We start from the raw sequence: 20,909 nt of genomic DNA on the forward strand, positions 1-20,909 counted from the left end.
GCATCCCCCGGACACTTCGCTTCAGGGGGCGGCCATGGATTGGATCGAGGGAATCGGCTACCTCGGCACCGTATTGACCATCTCGGCCACCGCGATGAGCACGATGATCCCGCTGCGGATCATCTCGCTCTGCGCGAGCTGCGCGGTGATCACCTACGGGATCCTGATCGGCAGCATGCCGGTCGTGCTCACCGAGCTGATCCAGATGCCGTTCAACGCGTACCGGCTCTGGCAGATGCTCCGGCTCGTCCGCGACGTGGAGACGGCCGCCGACGGCGACCTGTCCCTCGAGTGGCTGCGGCCGTTCGGCTCGCGGCGCCCGTTCGGGATCGGCGAAGTGGTGTTCCGCAAGGGCGATACCGCCGACGAGATGTACTACATCGAGAGCGGCGCGTTCCGGATCCCGGAGGTCGGCATCGAGGTGCGCAAGGGCGGCATCGTCGGCGAGCTGGGCCTGCTGGCGCCGGGCAACGCCCGCACCGCCTCCCTGGTCTGCGTCGAGGCCGGCCACGCGCTGTGCGTGTCCTACTCCGACGTCAAGCAACTCTATTATCAAAACCCGGAATTCGGCTTCTACTTCCTTAAGCTGACCAGCGAGCGCCTGTTCCAGAGCGGCCAGCGCTCGCCGGAGCCCGCGACCGCGGCCGACACCTTGTAGGGACGCCGGCCCGCTCCGGTCAGAGCATGCTCGGCAGGATGCGGTCCGGCGGCCGGTGCCCGTCCATGAAGGTCTTGATGTTGATGATGACCTTCTCGCCCATATCGGTGCGGCTCTCGTAGGTCGCAGAGCCCATATGCGGCAGCAGGACCACCTTGCCCTGGCGGGCGAGCTTGACGAGCCGCGGGCTGACTGCGGGCTCCTGCTCGAACACGTCGAGGCCGGCCGCCGAGATCTCGCCGCCCTCGATCAAGCGGGCCAGCGCGTTCTCGTCGATCACCTCGCCGCGGGCGGTGTTGACCACGACCGCCTCGGGCTTGAGCAGCTTGAGCCGCCGCGCCGACAGGAGGTGGTAGGTCGCCGGCGTGTGCGGGCAGTTGACCGACACGATGTCGACCCGCGCCAGCATCTGATCGAGGGATTCCCAGTAGGTGGCGTCGAGCGCGCTCTCGATCGCCGCCGGGACGCGGCGTCGGTTGTGATAATGGACCTGCAGGCCGAAGGCGCGGGCGCGCTTGGCCAGCGCCTGACCGATCCGCCCCATCCCGACGATGCCGAGGCGTTTGCCGGTGATCCGCCGGCCGAGCATCCAGGTCGGCGACCAGCCGGTGGTCCACTCGTCGTCCGGAATGATGCGCGCGCCTTCGGTGACCCGGCGGGCCACGGCGAGGATCAGCGCCATCGTCATGTCGGCGGTGTCCTCGGTCAGCACGCCGGGCGTGTTGGTGACCGTGATGCCGCGCTCCAGCGCCGCCGCCACGTCGATGTGATCGACGCCGTTTCCAAAATTGGCGATCAACCGCAGGTTGGGACCGGCCTGGGCAATGAGCCCGGAATCGATCTCGTCGGTCACGGTGGGGACCAGGACGTCGGCCTCGCGCAGCCCGGCCGCGAGGGCCTCCGCGGTCATCGGCGCGTCGTCGGGATTGAGCCGGACGTCGAACAGCTCGCGCATCCGCGTCTCGACGGCATCCGGCAGGCGCCGCGTCACGACCACCAGCGGCTTGCGCTTCGACACGTCTCTCTCCCCGTCGGCCCCGCGGCCCTGATTTCAGCTCGTGCCCGGCGGCTCGCGCCCGGACCGCTTCCCGCAAGCGTCCGTTAACCGAACTCGGCCAGACAGGATCGATCACGAGGCGCCGGTCCCGGAGCCTGTTTCGACCCATCGGCCTCTCTACCAGAGGTGGGCCGGAACACAATCGGAAGCCGGCCCGGCCCGCTTGCCGAACGCGTCCCGCATGCCGAACGCGTCCGCACGTGGCATGGCCGGCGCCCACCATCGTCACGTCCGGAGCGGGATTGGACCATGCGCGTGTCACGCCTCACCTTCGCCGTCGCGGCGCTGCTGTTGGGCAGTCCCGCGACCGTCGCCGTGGCCGCGCCGTCCGCCCCGCCCGAGGCGGGCGTCGGGCCGGTCACCAAGCTGCCGCTGCCGCGCTACGCGAGCCTCAAGACCGATCGCGTCAACCTCCGCGAGGGTCCGTCCAAGGATCACCGCACCCTGTGGGTGTTCCAGCGCGCCGGATTGCCGGTGGAGATCGTCGGCGAATTCGAAACCTGGCGCCGGATCCGGGATTCGGAAGGGACCGAGGGCTGGGTTCTGCACTCGCTGCTCTCGGGACGGCGCACCGCCATCGTCAATGCCGGACCCGACAAGGGGGCCGAGAAGGCGGCCGTCTCGCTGCGCGCCCGCGCTGATGACGGCGCCGAGGACGCGGCGCGGCTTCAGACTGGCGTGATCGGCAGCGTGAAGAACTGCACTGGGACGTGGTGCCGCCTGATCGTCGCCCTCCCGAACAAGCGGGATGTGGACGGCTACATCCGGCAGAACCGCCTCTGGGGCGTCTACCCGAACGAAGTGGTGGAGTAGGGGGTCGTCAGGCGGAGGCGGGCGGATCAGCTCCGGCCGCGACGATCGCCGATATTTGGCGGACTGTGCTCTCCCGATAGCACCGCGTCATCCCGGGGCCGCGCAGCGGAGCCCGGGATCCAGAGACACAGGTCGCTCGAAGTCTTGCCCGCCTCGGCGGCTCAGAATTCCGGGCTCGCCTACGGCGACCCGGAATGACGCGGCGATTGAACGGCCGTCGAATGCCCCCCGAGAAGGACGCGCCGAAGACTAACGGTGCAACCGACGTTCAGCTCTGGCGGCGACCGGCCGGCCGGCTACGGCGCAAGCGAACGATGACCTCGACGCCGGCGATCTCCATGCCCTCGGGCGCCTCGGGGAGCGAATCGACCGTGATGCCGCAATCCGGCATGTCGATCACCTGGCTCTCGTCCTCGAGATAGAAGTGGTGATGCTCGCTCGGGTTCGTGTCGAAATAGGCCTTCGACCCGTCGAGCGCGAGCTGGCGCAGAAGCCCGGCCTCGGTGAACTGGTGCAGCGTGTTGTAGACGGTCGCCAGCGAGACCGGCACCTTGGCGCGCATGGCCTCGTCGTAGAGCATCTCAGCCGTCAGGTGGCGATCACCCCGGCCGAACAGGAGCCAGCCCAGGGACAGACGCTGCCGCGTCGGCCGCAGGCCGGCGCGACGCAGGCGGTCGCGCAGGTCGGACAGCGGGCAGCCGCGGCGCGGAGTCCCGTTGGGCTCCAGCTGGGGGGCTGGGACCCGGCCGTTGAAGACGGCCTGGAATGGCACCGATTCGGACATCGCTGGACTGAACGCTCGACTGGGGGCCTGAAGGAACGGACTTCCACTCAGTATATTGAAGTGGTCAGGCTGTCGCAACCCGAGCGTTGCCGCACCCCTGCCGGAGCGCTTGACGACTTTAACGGTGCGTCGCCCCGTGCTAACCCGCGCGCCGAACGACCGGACGCGCATCGTCCGACAGATCCGAGGAAACAGCCGCCTACATGCCGCCAGACGCCGAGACACCCGTGCAGAGCGCGAACCGCCGGTCGCACTATTCCTACGAGGATCTTCTGGCCTGCGGGCGCGGTGAACTCTTCGGGCCGGGCAACGCGCAGCTGCCGCTGCCGCCGATGCTGATGTTCGACCGGATCACGTCGATCGCGACCGATGGCGGCGCCCACGGCAAGGGCCACGTTACGGCCGAGCTCGACATCCGACCCGACCTCTGGTTCTTCCCCTGCCACTTCCAGGGCGATCCGGTGATGCCGGGCTGCCTGGGCCTCGACGCCCTGTGGCAGATGCTAGGCTTCCACCTCGGATGGCTCGGCTCGCCCGGCCGCGGCCGCGCCCTCGGGGTGGGCGAGGTCAAGCTCGCCGGGCAGGTGCTGCCGTCGATCAAGAAGGTCGTCTACAACGTCGACGTGAAGCGCGTTCGCCAGGGCAAGCTCGTGCTCGGGATTGGCGACGGCTGGCTCGAAGCCGATGGCGAGCGCGTCTACCAAGTGCAGGACATGCGGGTCGGCCTGTTCCAGAGCTGAGCGGGCTCCGCGAGGCTGCCGTTTACGGCTCGGCTGCAACGCCGAACGCTTTCGGCTGTTGAGATTGTGTCCGCGTCACCTTAGCTGACCGGAACGCGGCACGGGCAACCGAAGCCGCGACGGAGGTAGTGTCACCATCATGCGCCGCGTCGTCATCACCGGGATGGGCATCGTCTCGTCCATCGGCAACAACACGCAGGAGGTGCTCGCCTCCCTGCGCGAGGCCCGCTCGGGCATCGCGCGCGACGCCAGCTACGCCGAGCACGGCTTCCGGAGCCAAGTCTCCGGGGCGCCAACCCTCGATCCGGAGGGCGTGGTGGACCGGCGCGCCATGCGCTTCCACGGCGGCGGCACCGCCTGGAATCACGTCGCCATGGATCAGGCGATCCAGGATGCGGGCCTCGATCAGGGCGACATCTCGAACGAGCGCACCGGCATCATCATGGGCTCGGGCGGCCCCTCGACCCGCGTGATCGTCGAGGCCGCCGCGACGGCCCGCGAGAAGGGCCCGAAGCGCATCGGCCCGTTCGCCGTTCCCAAGGCGATGTCGTCGACCGCTTCGGCGACGCTGGCGACGTGGTTCAAGATCCGCGGCGTGAACTACTCGATCTCGTCCGCCTGCGCGACCTCGAACCACTGCATCGGCAATGCCGCCGAGATCATCCAGGGCGGCCGGCAGGACATCATCTTCGCCGGCGGCTGCGAGGATCTCGACTGGACCCTATCGGTACTGTTCGACGCGATGGGCGCGATGTCGTCGAAGTACAACGACACGCCTGCTCGGGCGTCGCGCGCCTACGACGCCAACCGCGACGGCTTCGTCATCGCGGGCGGTGCCGGCGTGCTGGTGCTCGAGGAGCTGGAGCACGCCAAGGCCCGCGGCGCGCGGATCTACGGCGAAGTGGCGGGCTACGGCGCCACCTCGGATGGGCACGACATGGTCGCGCCGTCAGGGGAGGGCGCGGTGCGCTGCATGCGTCAGGCCCTGGACGGGCTGAAGGGCGCGCGGATCGACTACATCAACCCGCACGCCACCTCGACGCCCGTGGGCGACGACAAGGAGATCGAGGCGATCCGCGAGGTGTTCGGGCGCGGCGAGGCCTGCCCGCCGATCTCGGCCACGAAGTCGCTGACCGGCCATTCGCTCGGGGCCACCGGCGTGCAGGAGGCGATCTACAGCCTGCTGATGATGAACAACGGCTTCATCTGCGAGAGCGCGCATATCGACGAGCTCGATCCCGCCTTTGCCGACATGCCGATCCTGCGCAAGCGCCGGGACGACGCCAAGCTTGGTCACGTGCTGACCAACTCGTTCGGCTTCGGCGGCACCAACGCGACGCTGGTCCTCAAGCACGTCGACGCCTGACAGCGCAGCATCCGGAACCGCCGCTCGAGAGCGGCGTTTACCGGATGTTGAGAGGCGATGGTGGCGATGGGGACCTTCATCTTCGGAACTTTGGGTGGGCTGGTTATCGCCGGTTGCGCGGCGATCTACGCCAGGCAGGCCCTGATCGAAGAGGCGCAGTCCGAAACGGACGGGCATTTCTGAGCCCATCCAGCACCTCGTGAACGCCCCGCCCGAACGGCGGGGCTTTTTTTTGGCCGCTCGCGGGGCTCGGCCGGTTTGGATCGAGCGGCGAGCCGCGCTAAGGCACGCTGTCGCGGTTCGGTCGTTCCGGTCGTGGCCCGCCCCGATGTCGTCGGGGCGGCGTCCTCGTTCGAGATGTGAGTCGGCATGACGGGTTTGATGGCGGGCAGGCGCGGCCTGATCATGGGTGTCGCCAACGATCACTCGATCGCCTGGGGCATAGCCAAGGCTCTCCACGACCAGGGCGCTCAGCTCGCCTTCACCTACCAGGGCGACGCCCTAGGCCGGCGCGTGGCGCCGCTCGCCGCGAAGCTCGATTCGGACATCGTTCTGCCCTGCGACGTGGAGGATCTGGCCTCCGTGGACGCGACCTTCGAAGCCCTGGACGCGCGGTTCGACGGCGGCCTCGACTTCGTGGTCCATGCCATCGGCTTCTCCGACAAGGCGCAGCTCAAGGGCCGGTACGTGGACGTCACCACGCGCGAGAATTTCGTGCGGACGATGACGATCTCGTGCTTCTCCTTCACGGAGATCGCCCAGCGCGCGGCCAAGCGCATGACCAACGGCGGCTCGCTGCTGACCCTGACCTATGGTGGCGCCACGCGGGTCATGCCGAACTACAACGTCATGGGCGTCGCCAAGGCGGCGCTGGAGGCCTCGGTGCGCTATCTCGCGAGCGATCTCGGGCCGGACGGGATCCGGGTGAACGCGCTCTCGGCCGGGCCGATGCGGACGCTCGCCGGAGCGGGCATCGCCGACGCGCGGCTGATGTTCAACCACCAGCGGGCCCACGCGCCTCTGCGCCGGACGGTCAGCCTGGAGGATGTCGGCGGCTCGGCACTCTACCTGCTCTCGCCGCTCTCAGGCGGCGTCACCGGCGAAGTCCATTTCGTCGATGCCGGCTACAACATCATCTCGATGCCGCGGCCGGACGTGCTCCAGGCACAGGACGCGGCGGGTGTCGTCGGCGATTCCTAAGGCCGCTCACTCCTCCGGGATGCGCCCCGGGGGCAGGGGGGCCTGTCCGCCGCGTTCGCCGCGGGTGACCCGGCGCTGGCGCTCGGCGCGGACATCCTCGGCCGACGGCGGCGCGGAGGGATAGTTCGACGCGAACGGGTTCGGCGGGGTGCCGCGCGACGAGCCGCCGAAGAGCTTATCGAGGAAACCCTCCTCAGCGGCGGCGGGCTGCGCGGCCAAGATGAGGGCGAGCGCGAAGATCTGTCGTATCGGCATCATCGTCGTCAGCATGCGGAGACCCAGCGTCGATAATCTCACTTTCGGGCGGATCGGAGGCTGAAAGCCGCGCCGCCTGGAACCCCAGCGCCTCCGGCGGGTTCGCGGACAGCAATTCCAGCCGCGTACAGGAGGCGTAATGTCCGAGGTTACCTATCGCATCGTCGAACACGACGGCGGCTTCGCCTACAAGGTTGGTGACGTCTTCTCCGAAACCTTCCCCAGCCGCGAGGAGGCGCTGCAGGCGGCTCAGGCAGCGGCGGCGGAGCAGCAGGTCCCGGGCTCGACGGAGGGCATCCGCTACCAGGACCAGGCCGGCGGCTGGCACGACGAGACCGCGCAGGGCAACGACCGGCCGCGCGCCAAGGTCGTGGAGTAAGTTCGCGGAACCGAGCGGCCATGCGCGATCCTGCTGACCGACGGGGACCAACGTGGCGCGCGCCCGGGCCGTGAAGCCGGCGGCGCGCGCCGAGACTTCGAAGGCGCGCGCCCTGCCGAAGGGCGCGCGTCGCACGACCCCAACTCCCGAGACGCTGGCGGCGCTCGGTCCGGATCGCCTCATCGCGCTGATCCTCGGCGAGACCGCACGCAATGCAGCCTTCAAAAAGCTGGTGAGCGCGGCTCTCGCTTCGCTGCAGGGGCCGGACGCCGTCGCGGCGATCGTCGACCGGCGGCTCACCGCCCTCGAAGGGGCCCAGTCCTATATCGACTGGCAGAAGCGCCGTACCTTCACGGCCGATCTCAACGCGACGGTGACGGTGATCCTCAACGAGTTGCGTCCGCTCGATCCCGCCGCCGCCCTCGACCGGCTGAGGCGCTTCCTCGACGGAGCCGATGCCGTCCTGAACCGTGTCGATGACAGCAACGGGACGATCCAGGGCGTCTTCGAGCGGGCCTCCGACGCCTTCGTGGAGATCGCAGCCGGACTCCCGCCAGAGGATACCGCCCGGGTGGCCGCCAGCCTTGTGGCCTCCTTCGGCGACGACCCTTTCGGCCCTCTGGGTTCCGTCCTTGCCGACATGGTGCCCAAGCTCGGCGAGGACGCCCTCGCCGATATCGACTCCCGCCTCGCGCAGGCGGCTGCGGCTCTTCCGAAAACCGGCAATCCGCGCAGCGAGGCGAGCTCTCGCCGGGAGGCGGCGCGCGCTCAGATCGTGCGCCTGCGCCAGGCCATCGCCGACCGTCGCCGCGATCCGGATGCCTACATCGCCCTGGAGACCGCGATTCTGCCGGGCCGCGAGAACCGGGTCGAGGTCGCACGCCGTCTTCTCGACGCCGGGCGCGCGGCCGAGGCGCTCGATTGGATCCGACGGATGCAGGATCCTGGCCTCCGCGTCGCCACCCGGGCCGACCTGATCGCGGGCTTTGACCTGCGCGGGCCGGAGCGTGAGCGGCAGGCGCTGGAGATCGAAATCCTCGAGAAGCTCGGCCGAACCGAGGAGGCGCAGGCGCTGCGCTGGGCCCGGTTCGAGCGCGATCTCGATGCGCCGATGCTACGCACCTTCCTGGCCAAGCTTCCGGATTTCGACGACGAGGAGGCGCTCCAGCGGGCCCTCGATCATGCCGAGACCTTCCCGCAGCCCCATCGCGCGCTGGCCTTCCTGGCCGCGTGGCCCGATCTGCGTCGCGCCGCGAAGCTGGTGACGGACCGACCGACAGTTTGGCAGGGCGACCAGTACGCCGTGCTGGCGCCCGCAGCCGACGCCCTCGCCCAGGACCATCCGCTTCCCGCGACGATCCTGTACCGCCGGCTCCTCGACGGCATCCTCGAATTCGGGCGCAGCGCAGCCTACACCCATGGGGCACGCTACCTCATGGAACTGGACGGTCTGGCCGGGCGACTGGAGCCCGGCGCGATCAGCCCGGACCCGCAGGCTTACCGTGAGGCACTGCGGCGCGAGCACGGCCGCAAGCACGCCTTCTGGAACCTCGTCAGAGACTGAGCCGGACCTTCGGTCCGATCAATCCTCCACCGCGATGGCATCGACGCGATCCGGGTAGAACGCCACGAAGTCGCGAATCGCCGCCGCAGCGGGATAGGGATCCTCGTAGCTCCAGACCGCGTCGGATCGCCTGACCTCACCGACGACGAGATCGAAGTAGCGCGCGTCGCCCTTGTAGGGGCAGTGGCTCGTCCGCGCGGAGGGGATGAAGCTCTCAAGACGGAGATCCGCGCGCGGCACGTAGTAGACGGCCGGGTAGCGCGCCTCCTCGAGACGCAAGGCCTTGCGTGAATCGGCAACTGCGACCCCATCGACCATGACGCGGACGCGTCGCGGTTCCGGCGTGATCGTGATGGGGTGCTCAGGCCCTGGAATCTTCACGGCGATCTCCCGCCTTCCGGCTTCAACTCGATGGTTCCAAGCGCGTCGGCCAGGCGCGACTTGGCCGTGCCCGGCTTCAGCGGCTTCTGCTGGCTCTCATGCGGGACCCAGCCCGACAGCCAGAGCACTTCGAAGGTCGCACGAACCCGGCCGTCCGGATCCGAGAAGCGGTCGGCGTAGATCTCCGCGGCCCGCAGCAAGGTCGTCCGGCGCAGCGACGTCCGTCGACGCTCGGTGAGTACGTTGGTCATGCCCATGGCCCGCAGATCGCGCATGAGCCCGAACGGATCGGCGTACCGCACCGTCACCGTGTCGGTGTCGGCCACCGGAAGCGCGAAACCCGCTCGCTGCAGGAGCGCACCGGCCTCTCGCACCGCGGCGAAAGGCGCGACGCGGGGGCTGATCCCGCCCTCGATCTCGCTCTCGGCCTGGCCGAAGCTCTGGCGCAGCTCCGTGAGGGTGGCACCACCGAGAAGGCATCCGATGAACAGGCCGTCCGGACGCAGCGCGCGGCGAAGCTGGATCAGCGTCCCGGGCAAGTCGTTGACGGCGTGGAGCGCCAGCAGCGAGACCGCGAGATCGAGACTTCCGGCCGCCAGCGGCAGCATCTCGGGATCACCCACGATCACATTACCACCGTCCTCGGGCAGCGGCGCGAGGCGAAGGTGCCGTGCCTCGCCGTAGCGCGCCCTGAGAACCTCTGCTGCAGCCGGCGCCGGCGACCCGAGATCGAGCACGCTCGAGAAGCTGCGCAGCACCGCTCCCAGACGATCGTCCAGATCCTCGACGAGCCGATCGAGCAGGAAACCGGCGTAAGCTCTCTGCCGCGCTCGGGCGAGGCGGCGGCGGGCGAGGTCGGTATCGAAGAGGGCGGACGGGGCTTCCATCGCGCAGCAGATGGCGCTTGCTGGGCAGTCCTGCCAGCACCCCAACGACGAAACGCGCAAGACCGCGCACGGAGTCGTGAGCCGCTGTAGGATGGTGGAACGACTCGGCAGCGTCGCTGTTCCTGCTGCAACCGGCCTAACGGCCGAGTTTTGTCATGGAGCACGGATCATGAAGCGCATGCTCGTCGGGACCGTCATGGTCCTCGCGACTCTCACAACCGCGGGCGGCGCGGAGGCTAAGGGATGCATCAAGGGCGCCATCGTCGGCGGCATCGCGGGCCATTATGCCGGCCATCACGGCCTCGTCGGCGCCGCGGCCGGCTGCGCGATCGGTCGCCATCGGGCCAATGCCCGCGCCCGCCAGGATCAGCAGCCGATGGATCCGCAGGCGCGCCCCGTCTCGGCTCGCTGAGCCGGGTCGGACGCCGCTTGGTCGGATGACGGCGCTCGACGCCGTCGCCACGGCCCTGCGCGGGTTGCCACGCGGGGCTCTGTCATTGGTCTACCCGCCGACCTGCGCCGGTTGCGGCGGCGCCACCGCCGATCCCGGCGCTTTGTGCGCGACCTGCTGGTCGAGCCTCCGCCTGATCGAGGAACCGGTCTGCCAGCGCTACGGGACGCCCTTCGCGGTCGATCTCGGCGTGGGACCACTCCTGTCGCCGCGGGCCATCGCGGAACCGCCGGTCTTCGCGCGCGCACGGGCGGTTGCCCTCTACGAGGGTGTCGCGCGCAGCCTCGTGCACCGCTTGAAGTACGAGGACCGCCTCGACCTCGCGAAGGTCATGGCGCGGATGATGGCGGCCAGCGGCCGGATGTTGATTGCCGAGGCCGAGTGCATCGTGCCGGTGCCGCTCCACCGTGGACGACTCTGGCGGCGCCGATTCAACCAAGCCGCACTTCTCGCAAGACTCATCGCCGCCTCTGCAAGGCGGCCGCTGCTGCCGGCGACGCTGCAAAGGGTGCGCGCGACACGCTCCCAGGTCGGCCTGAGCCGTGCGGCGCGGGCCGAGAACCTCAGCGGCGCATTCCGGGTACCCCGCCACGCGCGGCACCGCATCGACGGCCGCCGCATCCTGCTCGTCGATGACGTCACGACCACGGGTGCCACCGGCAATGCCGCCGCCCGCGCGCTTCTGCGCGCCGGGGCGACGTCGGTTGACCTCCTGACCTTCGCGCTGGTGGGCGAGGCCGCCGGTTGAGCGGCACGCTGGTGATCAAGCGGAGGTCCGGTCCCGGTTCGGGAAGCTCACCGCCAGCGTGAAGTCGAAGGCTTCCGCGATGCCTTCGTACCAGAGCGAGAAGGGCGTGGGACGCGCCAGATGGAGCGCGCCATCCGTCTCGGTCCCTTCGTGCTGGAGGGCCGCGCCGTGCTTCGCCGCAAGCCGCAGCATCGGCCCGTTGCCCGACAGGCACCGCACGTGCAGATCGATCACGCCGCGATGGCGCGCCGATCGGGCGATCCGCGTGAACAGGGCCGCACCGATGCCGCGGCGGCGGAAGGCGCGCTCGACCGCGAAGGCGGCCTCGGCTCGCGGGCTCAGCGTGTAGCGGGACGGGCAGGGTCCCATGGGCCGAAGCTCGCCCAGGCCGCGCAGAGCACCCTCCATGAAGGCACCGTACATGACGCCTTCGGAGTTCACCGCCTGCGCGGCGTATGCCCGCACGCCAGCCTCGCTGACGTTGCCCATAAAGCGGCTCGCCCGCGTGTCGGGGTCCAGCCGCAGGAAGTAATCGAGGACCGCGTCGCGATCGATCGGCCAGAGGCGCCGGACGGTGTAGGCCGGCACGTTGAGCGCCTGAACGGCCATGATGGGTCTCCGGTCTGTCATGCGCGGGTGCGCAGGTTGATCCGGACGTTCCTCCCCAGAGACGGGGCTGATCTCGCATCTCACCGGGGTTTGTGCAATGCAGCACGATGTGCATGGGCGCTTTCGCGCGGCTGCCATGCACAGGCCCGTTGCGACGCTTCACCCGTCGCTGTTCGGCGTCGGGCTTGATTCAGGCTGAGCTTGCACGCCACAGGAAAGTGGCCCGGGTCGGTGAGGATCGACGCGGATGGGGGTGCCGATCCGGCGCCGCAGTCAGCTGCGAGGGACCGGGGCGGTGACCGACAGATCCGGCAAGCAACAGGCTCCGTCTCCGGAGGCGCGGGCCAGTGCCGTCTCGCCGGGCCCCGTCCACGAACGTTACGAGGCGATGGTCGCTTCCGGGGCGATCGAGCGCGATCCGGCGCAGGCCCGGCTGGTCCGCGCGCTCGATCGTTTGGTCGTCGACCTTCAGCGGCGCAAACGCGCCAGCAAGACCAGCGCCCTCGGATGGCTGTTCCGGCGAAAGGACGAAGCCGAGCCGCTTAAGGGCTTATATGTCTGGGGCTCGGTCGGGCGCGGCAAGACGATGCTCATGGACCTGTTCCACGAGGCGGCGCCGGAGCCGAAGCGGCGGGTGCACTTCCACGGCTTCCTGGCGGATGCGCACGAGCGCATCCACGCCTATCGACAGGCGCTGAAGGCCGGCACCGTGAAGGGTGACGATCCCATCGGTCCGGTCGCCGACCAGCTCGCCGACGAGGCGACCCTGCTGTGCTTCGACGAGTTCACCGTCACCGACATCGCAGACGCGATGATTCTGGGGCGCCTGTTCGGCCATCTGTTCCGGCGCGGCGTCACTGTCGTGGCGACGTCCAATGTCGAGCCTGATCGGCTTTACGAAGGCGGCCTGAACCGCGCGCTGTTCCTACCGTTCATCGAGACCTTGAAGGAGCAGGTCGAGGTGGTGCGTCTCGACTCGCGAACCGACTTCCGCTTGGAGAAGCTTGGCGGTGCGGCCGTGTACCATGTGCCGGCCGATGGGGCCGCACGGGCAGCGCTGGACGCGGCCTTCAAAGGATTGACGGGGAAAGCGCAGGGCCGCCCGGCGACCGTCACGGTGCACGGGCGCGTGGTCGAGATCCCCGAACAAGCTGGCGGCGTCGCGCGGTTCACATTCGACGATCTCTGCCGGAATCCGCTCGGCGCCTCGGACTACATGGCACTGGCCCGGGCCTATCACACGGTGATCCTCGACCGGATCCCGGTGATGCAGGAGGCTGACCGGAACGAGGCCAAGCGCTTCATCACCTTGATCGACACGCTCTACGACCGCCACGTGAAGCTCGTGGCTTCCGCGGCGGCCGAGGCGCAGGACCTCTACACCGCCGCAACCGGCCGCGAGGCGTTCGAGTTCGATCGGACCGTCTCACGCCTCATCGAGATGCGCTCCCGGGAGTACCTCGCCCTGCCGCATGGCCGGCCCGATTCTGAAGCCTCCGGCGCCAGCACCGGGCTGGTGGAGACGTGAGCGCCCAGCCGGGAGCCGGTTCGATCTTCAGCCTGCGCCGCCGGAATTGGCGCGGCGCTGGCCCGCTCGGCCCGCTGATGGGGTCGCCCGCCGCCTTCGTGCTGCTCGTCGTGGCGCTCGCGACGGGCACGGCGAACTATCTGGCGGGCGAGGCCGACCGGGCCGCGACGGCGCGGGCGAATGCCACCATCGCCGGCGTCGAGCGCCTCGTCTCCGAGGTGAAGGACCTCGAGACCGGCGAGCGCGGCTTCGTGCTGGTCGGCAGCGAGGATTATCTGGCTCCGTATACGGCCGCCCTGACCAAGATCGAGACCGAGCTGGCGAGCCTCGGCTCGGCGGCGCAGGAGCCGGTCCGCGCCGGCGGCCCGTCCCTGGCCGGACTGATCGCGCAGAAGCGCGACTTCGCGGCCCGGGTCATCACGGCGCGCCGCGAACAGGGCTTCGAGGCGGCGACCGAGCTGGTTCGGACCGGCGAGGGCAAGCGCCTGATGGACGCGATCCGCGTCGAGGCGGCCACGCGGCAAGACGCTTCCGCGCAGCGCCTCGCCACCTTGCAGGCCCAAGAGCACCGCCGCGGGCTGCTCCTGTTCCTGCTCTCCGGGATGGCGGCGCTCGGTGCGATCGTCCTGCTGGCGCGGCTCGCCCTGGTCCGCCGCCAGGAGTCGCTGCGCATGTCGCGGCTGCTCGACGGGGTCCTGGCCAATGCACCGGTGGGCCTCGGTTTCCTCGACCGCGACCTGAAGATCCGGCACATGAACCGGGCGCTCGCGACCATGAGCGAGCGGGGGTTCGGAGCGGATCTCGGAGCGCCGATCTGGGCGATACTGCCGACGCTGCGCACGGAGCTCGCGCCGAAGCTCGCCGCGGCACTCCGCGAGGGCCTGGTCTCGCCCAACGTGCCGGTCGCTGTACCGACGCCGTCCGCCCCGGGCGGCGTGCGCCAGTTCTCGATGAGCTTCTATCCGTTGCGCGGCGCCGCCGACGGCACGGGTCCGGAGGTCGAGGGCGTCGGCCTCGTGGTCGTCGACGAGACCATCCGCCACTTGGCCGAGACGCGGCTTCGCCGCAGCGAGGAGCGCTTCCGCTCCCTCATCGAAGCCAGCGCGGCGATCGTCTGGACGGCCAATCCCGAGGGCAACCTGCAGCGGAGGCAGGTCGCCTGGACGCGCTTCACCGGTCAGGACGAGGCCGCGTATTCCGGGCTCGGCTTCCTGGACGTCGTTCATCCCGAGGATCGCGAGCACACCCGCACGGCTTGGTCGGACGCCGTCGCGACCCTGCAGCCCTACGCCACCGAGCACCGGCTCCGTGCCGCCAGCGGGGCCTACCGCCACATGAGCGTGCGGGCCGTGCCGATCCTCGAGCCCGACGGTGCCCTGCGCGAGTGGGTCGGCACCCACACCGACATCACGGAGCGCAAGGAGGCGGAGGCCGCGATCGAGGCAGCGCGAGCAGCCGCGGAGGCCGCTAACGCGGCCAAGAGCCAGTTCCTGGCCAACATGAGCCACGAGCTGCGCACCCCGCTGTCGGCGGTGATCGGCTATGCCGAGATGGTGCAGGAGGAGCTGGACGACCTCGGTGAAGCCGATCTCATTGCCGACGTGAAGAAGATCGAGGCCAATGCGCGGCACCTGCTCGGGCTGATCAACGACGTCCTCGACATCTCCAAGATCGAGGCGGACCGGGTCGAGATCTACGCGGAAGACTTCGCCGTCGCCGCGGTGGTGCGGGATGTAGCCACCACCGTCGAAGGCCTGATCGCCAAGAAGGGCAACAGCCTCACGCTCGATCTCGCGGACGATCTCGGCACGGCCCATACCGATGTGACGAAGCTCCGCCAGTGCCTGATCAATCTCCTGAGCAACGCCGCAAAGTTCACCGAGAATGGCCGGATCACCCTGAGCGCCGCGCGGATCGGGGACGCGCTGTGCTTCTCCGTCGCCGATACCGGGATCGGTATGACGCAGGAGCAGGTCGGGAAGCTGTTCGAGCGCTTCACCCAGGCGGACGCCTCGACGACGCGGCGCTTCGGCGGCACCGGTCTGGGCCTCGCAATCACCCGCGCCTTCGCCGAGATGCTCGGCGGCTCGATCGATGTGGCGAGCCGCGACGGGGCGGGCACCACCTTCACGCTGACGCTGCCCGTTCTCTTCCAAGGCGCGGCGGCCGAGCATGCCGAGGGGGCGCCGGAGACCGCAGACGACCGCAAGACGATTCTGGTGGTCGACGACGATTCCGCGACCCGGGATCTGCTCGCCCGCTTCCTGGAGCGGGAAGGCTTCGCGGTGGCGGTCGCCGAGGATGGCCGGCGCGGCCTTGAACTCGCGCGCCGCCTGCGTCCGCGGGCCGTGCTCCTCGATGTGACCATGCCGCAGATGGATGGCTGGGCGGTGCTGCGGGCCCTTCGCGCCGATCCTGACATCGGCGCGATGCCGATCGTGATGGTGACGGTGCTGGACGAGCAGAACCTCGCCTTCTCGCTCGGGGCGACCGACTATCTGCAGAAGCCGATCGATTGGGGCAATCTGCGCCAGATCGTCGACCGGTTTCGGTCTGTCGCGGAGGACGGGCCGATCCTGGTGGTCGAGGATGAGGCGGACGTACGCGGGCACCTCTGCAGCTATCTCCGGCGGGAGGGCTTCCCGGTCGTCGAGGCGGAGAATGGCGTGGACGCCCTGGAGCGGATGGAGGCGGACCGGCCCTGTCTCGTCCTGCTGGATCTGATGATGCCCGAGATGGATGGGTTCGCGTTCCTCCGCAGGGTCCGGGCGCGGCACGACTGGCGCGATGTTCCGGTCGTCGTGCTCACCGCCAAGGACATCACGGCGGAAGACCGCCGACGCCTTGCCGGCCATGCCGACCGTGTCCTGGCCAAAGGGTCGACCGGGCTCGGGGAGCTAGCCCGCGAACTGCGATCCCTCATGCCGATGCTGGTCGAGGCGGACGAGGGTAGGGCCGGCCACTGACGCGCGGCCCGGTTTCGCGGAGTCGCACCTTCGCAACGTGACGAGACTGAGGATCGCGGTCAGACGGCCGCGCGAGAGCCGGTGTGGGTCAGGATCCCCGGAACGCCATCACCAGGGCGCCGATCGCGATGCCCCAGAGGGCCAGCGTCGACCAGATCGCCCGGTACCGCTCGTTGCGGGCGAAGCGCTCGAGGCGGCGCGCATCGCCGGTTCCGGTCTCGTCGAGGCGGACCAGCACCCGCTTGAGACGCATGGCGAGGTCGGGGATGTCGCCGACGACGTCCGACACCACCCGCAGCGCCTCGAGGCCGCTCTGCGCCCGGCCGACCGGGCCCATGTTGCGGGCGATCCAGGCGCGGACCACCGGCTCGGCGGTGGTCCACATGTCGAGCCGCGGATCCAGGGAGCGGGCCACGCCCTCCACCACCACCATGGTCTTCTGGAGCATGACCAGTTCGGTGCGGGTGCTCATGTCGAACAGCGCCGTGACGTCAAACAGCAGCGTCAAAACCTTGGCCATCGAGATCTCGTCGGCACGGCGCTGGTGGATCGGCTCGCCGATCGCCCGAATCGCCTGCGCGAAATCCTCGACGGAATGGTGGGCCGGCACGTAGCCCGCCTCGAAATGGACCTTCGCGACCCGGTGGTAGTCGCGCAGGATGAAGCCCAGGAGGATCTCGGCAAGGAACCGGCGCTCGTGTGGGCCTAGCCGGCCCATGATGCCGAAATCCACCGCCACGAGGCGCCCCTCGGCATCCACCAGCAGGTTTCCCTGATGCATGTCGGCGTGAAAGAAGCCGTCGCGGATCGCCTGCCGGAGGAAGCTCTGGATCACGGTCCGCCCGATGGTCTGCGGATCGTGTCCGGCGGCGGTTAGGTCGGCGGCGCTGTGGAGCCGGGTTCCGTCGATCCATTCGGCGGAGAGGACCTCGCGGGCGGTCAGCTCCCATTCGGGCTTCGGCACGCGGAAATCGGGATCGTTCTTGGTATTTTCCGCGAGTTCGGAGGCAGCCGCAGCCTCCAGACGGAAATCCATCTCCATCAGCACGGAGCGGGCGAGGATCTCCACGACCTCGCGCGGGCGTAGCCGTTCCGCCTGCGGAGACAGGGCGTGCACCACGCGCGCCATGAAGCGCATGACCTCCAGGTCGCGCATGAAGCGCTCGCGGACGCCGGGGCGCATCACCTTCACGGCGAGTGCGCGCTGCGTGCCGTCGGGATCCTGGACGATCGCCTTGTGGACCTGCGCGATGGAGGCAGCCGCGATCGGCTCGCTGAACGAGACGAACAGCTGGTTGACCGGCTTGCCGAGCGCCATCTCGACGGTGCGGAGCGCGACCTCCTGCGGGAAAGGCGGTACCCGGTCCTGCAGCTTTTCCAGGTCGAAAGCCGCCCGCATGCCGACGATGTCCGGACGCGTGGCCAGGAATTGCCCGAACTTGACGTAAGACGGGCCGAGCCGGGTCATCGCGGCGGACAGCCGGGCGGCGCCGTCGTCGAGCCCGGGCCGTTCGAGGGAGCGGCCGATCCGCAGGGCGAAGCGCAGATGCGGCGGCAGCTCCGTGGGATCGGCGAGAGCGAGAGCCCCTTCGCGCGCCAGCACGAAGCCGACCCGGGCGCCGCGGAACAGGTTGACGGCGGCGCTGATCATCGGGTCTGGCCCCCGTCGCGCACGGCGGCGGTCAAGAGACCTTCCAGCCCGAATGGATCGCCACGATCCCGCCGGTGAGCGCCCGGTCGGTGACGTGTCGGAAGCCGGCGCGCTCGATCATGCCCGCGAAGGCGCCGCGCGTCGGGAACTTTCGGATCGACTCGACCAGATAGCGATACGATTCGGCATCCCCCGCCACCCGGGCGCCGATGCGCGGGATCACGTTGAAGGAATAGGCGTCGTAGATCTTATCGAGCAGGGGGATGTCGACGGCGGAGAATTCCAGGCAGAGGAACCGACCGCCGGGCTTCAGCACGCGCCGCGCCTCGGCGAGGGCCGTCTCGATCCGCGGCACGTTCCGGATGCCGAACGCAATCGTGTAGGCGTCGAAGGCTGCGTCGGGGAGCGGCAGGGTCTCGGCGTTTCCGGTCACGAAGGCGATCCGGTCACCGGCCTCGTCGACCTTGCGCTCGCGAGCCCGCTCCGCGCCGACCCGCAGCATGGATTCGTTGATGTCGAGAACCGTCACCCGTGTCCGGGGACCTCCGGCGGCCAGAACCCGGAACGCCACGTCGCCGGTGCCGCCGGCCACGTCGAGATGCGCGAATGCGCGGTTCTGCGGCGGCCGCAGCATGGAGACGAGCTGCGCCTTCCAGGCCCGGTGCAGGCCAGCCGACATCAGATCGTTCATGATGTCGTAGCGGCGGGCGACCGAGTGGAAGACGCTGTCGACGCGCCCCTGCTTCTCGTCGAGCGCCACGCGCTCGAAGCCGAAATCCGCGCTCGCGCGCTCAGACGCCCCGTCTCCGGCCTTCATGACGCTCCCAATCTTCGATGGGCGCGTCATAGCGAAGGTCGCGCCGGTCCGCCATGCGTCGAAACACACGGTTGGGGATCGACCTCCGGTGCTGCGACGCGCCGAGGTCGTGTCTCAGCCGACCCGCGCCCGGAGCGCGTCCGCCACAGCCGCGGCCATGGCGCGGGTACCCATGGGGTTCGTTCCCTCGCTGGCAATGTCAGCGGTCCGCGCCCCGCCCGCGAGCGCGTCCGTGATGGCGCCGTCCAGCGCATCGGCGGCGTCGCTGAGGCCGAAGGAGTAGCGCAGGCACATGGCGAGCGAGCCGATCATGGCGATCGGGTTGGCCTTGTCCTGGCCGGCGATATCGGGGGCCGAGCCGTGGACCGGCTCGTAGAGGGCGCTCCGCAGGCCGCTCGCGTCGACCGCGCCGAGGGAGGCCGAGGGCAGCATGCCGAGGGACCCGGTGAGCATCGCGGCGATGTCCGACAGGACGTCGCCGAACAGGTTGTCGGTCACCAGAACATCGAACTGCTTGGGCCGGCGCACGAGCTGCATCGCGCAATTGTCGGCCAGGATGTGCTCCAGCTGCACACCGGCGTAATGCTCGGCATGGACCTTGGTGACGACCTCCTTCCACAGGACGCCGGACTTCATCACGTTGTGCTTCTCGGCCGAGGCGACCCGGCCGGAGCGCTTGCCCGCCAGGTCGAACGCCACGTGGGCGATCCGCTCGATTTCCGCCGTCGTGTAGACCTGGGTGTCGACGGCCCGCTTCGAGCCATCCTCCAGGGTGGTGATCTCCTTCGGCTCGCCGAAATAGACGCCGCCGGTGAGCTCGCGCACGATCATGATGTCGAGACCCTCGACCAGCTCGCGCTTCAGCGCCGAAGCCTCGGCAAGCGCCGGGTAGCAGATCGCAGGCCGAAGGTTGGCGAACAGGTCGAGCTCCTTGCGGAGACGCAGCAACCCGGCCTCGGGGCGGTTCTCGTAGGCGACGCCGGCCCATTTCGGACCGCCGACGGCGCCGAGCAGGATCGCGTCCGCGTCCTTGGCACGCTGCAGGGTCGCGTCCGCCAACGGGACGCCGTGGGCGTCGAGGGCAGAGCCGCCGACGAGGTCGGTTTCGGTCTCGAAGGTCGCGAGGCCGGTCTCCTTGAGGGCGTCGAGCACGACCTGCATGCCGCCCGCGACTTCCGGACCGATCCCGTCGCCGGGGAGGAGCAGGAGCTTGTAGCTGGCCATGACGGTCTCGCGGGTTTGGTCTCGACGTGCCGGCGGGCTTTATCGAGGGCGGGCCGTCGTTGGCAAGGCGGCCGTGCAATCAGAGGAGTGCGACCTTGCCAGTAGCGATGTCGTAGAAGCCGCCAACGATTTTCACCTGTCCGTGCGCGACGCGCTCAGCGACGATGGGCACGGCCTTTCCCAGGCGCCGGACATTGTGCCGGACGTTCTGGGCGATGGCCTCGGCGAGGGGATCCGCCGCCGGCGCCTTCTCGGCCAGATCAATCGATGGGCAGATCGCGTCGATCAGCGTGGGCAGATGGCCAGGGAGGGCGGCGTTGGTCTTCAGAACGTCGATCGTCGCCTTGACTGCCCCGCAATCCGAGTGGCCGAGCACGAGGATCAGGGGCGCACCGAGGACCTGCACGCCGTATTCCAGGCTCGCGAGGCTGTCGGTGTTGACGAAGTTCCCGGCGACGCGGACGACGAACAGGTCGCCCGGACCCTGATCGAACACGAAATCGGGGGCGACCCGCGCATCGGCGCATCCGACGATGCAGGCGATCGGGTACTGCGCGGCGGAGCGCGCGGCCCGGCCGGCCGAGAAGTCCTTGTTGGCGGGCGCGTTGGCCACGTAGTGCGCGTTGCCTTCAAGCAATCGCGCCAGCGCCGCGTCTGGGCTGATCGCATTGGGGAGCGCGGCGGCGTCGGCGGCCTCGGCGCGGATGTCGAGAGCCGATGCGGCTGCGAGCGTGCTGGCGGCGGCCGTCAGCAGGCCGCGACGCGAGATGAAGGACATATGCTTGTCACACACGGCTTAGCTCCCGATGAACATGGATTCCGGACGGGCTG

The 20,909-nt window shown here is 69.3% G+C and carries 21 protein-coding genes; 11 read left to right on the forward strand and 10 right to left on the reverse strand.

Annotation, left to right across the window (positions count from 1 at the left end):
* Positions 1-34 precede the first annotated feature (34 nt).
* The gene (locus AC3WSN_RS01510; RefSeq protein WP_192707079.1) at positions 35-658 is read left to right on the forward strand and encodes a Crp/Fnr family transcriptional regulator; all 624 of its coding nucleotides are present in this window, start codon (positions 35-37) and stop codon (positions 656-658) included.
* A gap of 19 nt (positions 659-677) precedes the next feature.
* On the opposite strand, the gene AC3WSN_RS01515 is transcribed toward AC3WSN_RS01510, so the two are convergent.
* Positions 678-1,676 carry a 2-hydroxyacid dehydrogenase gene (locus AC3WSN_RS01515; protein WP_192707080.1) on the reverse strand — a complete coding sequence of 333 codons (999 nt, stop codon included), beginning with the start codon at positions 1,674-1,676 and terminating at the stop codon, positions 678-680.
* Between the two features lie 288 nt (positions 1,677-1,964).
* On the opposite strand from AC3WSN_RS01515, the gene AC3WSN_RS01520 reads away from it, so the two are divergent.
* The gene (locus AC3WSN_RS01520) at positions 1,965-2,528 is read left to right on the forward strand and encodes an SH3 domain-containing protein (RefSeq protein ID WP_192707081.1); all 564 of its coding nucleotides are present in this window, start codon (positions 1,965-1,967) and stop codon (positions 2,526-2,528) included.
* A gap of 268 nt (positions 2,529-2,796) precedes the next feature.
* Here AC3WSN_RS01520 and irr read toward each other — a convergent pair whose 3' ends face one another.
* Positions 2,797-3,312 (reverse strand): Fur family transcriptional regulator Irr, encoded by a 516-nt coding sequence (irr, locus tag AC3WSN_RS01525; RefSeq protein WP_238198595.1) that lies wholly within the window; start codon positions 3,310-3,312, stop codon positions 2,797-2,799.
* 203 nt (positions 3,313-3,515) lie between these two features.
* Here irr and fabA point away from each other — a divergent pair, with 203 nt between their 5' ends.
* The 3 genes from fabA (at position 3,516) to fabI (ending at position 6,618) form a co-directional block, all read left to right on the forward strand.
* Positions 3,516-4,052 carry a 3-hydroxyacyl-[acyl-carrier-protein] dehydratase FabA gene (gene fabA / locus AC3WSN_RS01530; RefSeq protein WP_192707082.1) on the forward strand — a complete coding sequence of 179 codons (537 nt, stop codon included), beginning with the start codon at positions 3,516-3,518 and terminating at the stop codon, positions 4,050-4,052.
* A 139-nt stretch (positions 4,053-4,191) separates the two neighbouring features.
* On the forward strand, positions 4,192-5,418 hold the full coding sequence (gene fabB, locus AC3WSN_RS01535) for a beta-ketoacyl-ACP synthase I (RefSeq protein WP_192707083.1): 1,227 nt from the start codon (positions 4,192-4,194) through the stop codon (positions 5,416-5,418).
* Positions 5,419-5,787: 369 nt separating this feature from the next.
* The gene (fabI, locus tag AC3WSN_RS01540) at positions 5,788-6,618 is read left to right on the forward strand and encodes an enoyl-ACP reductase FabI (protein WP_192707084.1); all 831 of its coding nucleotides are present in this window, start codon (positions 5,788-5,790) and stop codon (positions 6,616-6,618) included.
* Positions 6,619-6,624: 6 nt separating this feature from the next.
* On the opposite strand, the gene AC3WSN_RS01545 is transcribed toward fabI, so the two are convergent.
* Positions 6,625-6,888, reverse strand: a complete 264-nt coding sequence (locus AC3WSN_RS01545) for a hypothetical protein (RefSeq protein WP_373622325.1) — start codon at positions 6,886-6,888, stop codon at positions 6,625-6,627.
* Positions 6,889-7,012: 124 nt separating this feature from the next.
* On the opposite strand from AC3WSN_RS01545, the gene AC3WSN_RS01550 reads away from it, so the two are divergent.
* Together AC3WSN_RS01550 and AC3WSN_RS01555 are read left to right on the forward strand one after the other, a co-directional pair.
* Complete coding sequence (locus tag AC3WSN_RS01550; protein WP_192707085.1) at positions 7,013-7,252, forward strand: hypothetical protein; 240 nt, start codon at positions 7,013-7,015, stop codon at positions 7,250-7,252.
* A gap of 52 nt (positions 7,253-7,304) precedes the next feature.
* Positions 7,305-8,816, forward strand: a complete 1,512-nt coding sequence (locus AC3WSN_RS01555; RefSeq protein ID WP_492535870.1) for a DUF6880 family protein — start codon at positions 7,305-7,307, stop codon at positions 8,814-8,816.
* Positions 8,817-8,834: 18 nt separating this feature from the next.
* Here AC3WSN_RS01555 and AC3WSN_RS01560 read toward each other — a convergent pair whose 3' ends face one another.
* Both AC3WSN_RS01560 and AC3WSN_RS01565 read right to left on the reverse strand, forming a co-directional pair.
* Positions 8,835-9,197 (reverse strand): DUF427 domain-containing protein, encoded by a 363-nt coding sequence (locus AC3WSN_RS01560; RefSeq protein ID WP_492535871.1) that lies wholly within the window; start codon positions 9,195-9,197, stop codon positions 8,835-8,837.
* Entirely contained in the window at positions 9,194-10,084 is an 891-nt protein-coding gene (locus AC3WSN_RS01565) for a class I SAM-dependent methyltransferase (RefSeq protein ID WP_492535872.1), read from the reverse strand. The genes AC3WSN_RS01560 and AC3WSN_RS01565 overlap by 4 nt, the downstream gene beginning before the upstream one ends.
* Positions 10,085-10,253: 169 nt before the next feature.
* Here AC3WSN_RS01565 and AC3WSN_RS01570 point away from each other — a divergent pair, with 169 nt between their 5' ends.
* Entirely contained in the window at positions 10,254-10,496 is a 243-nt protein-coding gene (locus AC3WSN_RS01570) for a hypothetical protein (RefSeq protein WP_492535873.1), read from the forward strand.
* 25 nt (positions 10,497-10,521) lie between these two features.
* Positions 10,522-11,283, forward strand: coding sequence for a ComF family protein (locus AC3WSN_RS01575; RefSeq protein WP_492535875.1), 762 nt, complete (start codon positions 10,522-10,524; stop codon positions 11,281-11,283).
* Between the two features lie 15 nt (positions 11,284-11,298).
* Here AC3WSN_RS01575 and AC3WSN_RS01580 read toward each other — a convergent pair whose 3' ends face one another.
* Positions 11,299-11,892, reverse strand: coding sequence for a GNAT family N-acetyltransferase (locus tag AC3WSN_RS01580; protein ID WP_492535877.1), 594 nt, complete (start codon positions 11,890-11,892; stop codon positions 11,299-11,301).
* A gap of 295 nt (positions 11,893-12,187) precedes the next feature.
* On the opposite strand from AC3WSN_RS01580, the gene zapE reads away from it, so the two are divergent.
* Positions 12,188-13,420 (forward strand): cell division protein ZapE, encoded by a 1,233-nt coding sequence (zapE, locus tag AC3WSN_RS01585; protein WP_492535879.1) that lies wholly within the window; start codon positions 12,188-12,190, stop codon positions 13,418-13,420.
* A complete protein-coding gene (locus AC3WSN_RS01590) occupies positions 13,417-16,386 on the forward strand; it encodes a response regulator (RefSeq protein ID WP_492535881.1) in 2,970 nt (989 codons plus the stop codon). Before zapE ends, AC3WSN_RS01590 begins: the two co-directional genes overlap by 4 nt.
* 88 nt (positions 16,387-16,474) lie before the next feature.
* Here AC3WSN_RS01590 and ubiB read toward each other — a convergent pair whose 3' ends face one another.
* The 4 genes from ubiB to AC3WSN_RS01610 all read right to left on the reverse strand — a co-directional run bounded on the left by ubiB (position 16,475) and on the right by AC3WSN_RS01610 (position 20,871).
* Positions 16,475-18,037: a 2-polyprenylphenol 6-hydroxylase gene (gene ubiB, locus AC3WSN_RS01595; RefSeq protein WP_492535883.1), complete on the reverse strand. Its 1,563-nt coding sequence runs from the start codon at positions 18,035-18,037 to the stop codon at positions 16,475-16,477.
* Positions 18,038-18,068: 31 nt separating this feature from the next.
* A complete protein-coding gene (gene ubiE / locus AC3WSN_RS01600; protein WP_192707094.1) occupies positions 18,069-18,854 on the reverse strand; it encodes a bifunctional demethylmenaquinone methyltransferase/2-methoxy-6-polyprenyl-1,4-benzoquinol methylase UbiE in 786 nt (261 codons plus the stop codon).
* A 114-nt stretch (positions 18,855-18,968) separates the two neighbouring features.
* Complete coding sequence (leuB, locus tag AC3WSN_RS01605) at positions 18,969-20,078, reverse strand: 3-isopropylmalate dehydrogenase (RefSeq protein WP_492535884.1); 1,110 nt, start codon at positions 20,076-20,078, stop codon at positions 18,969-18,971.
* 79 nt (positions 20,079-20,157) lie between these two features.
* Positions 20,158-20,871 carry a carbonic anhydrase gene (locus AC3WSN_RS01610; RefSeq protein WP_492535886.1) on the reverse strand — a complete coding sequence of 238 codons (714 nt, stop codon included), beginning with the start codon at positions 20,869-20,871 and terminating at the stop codon, positions 20,158-20,160.
* Positions 20,872-20,909: the final 38 nt, after the last annotated feature.

The organism is Methylobacterium sp. FW102-HT35C08 (assembly GCF_058790235.1).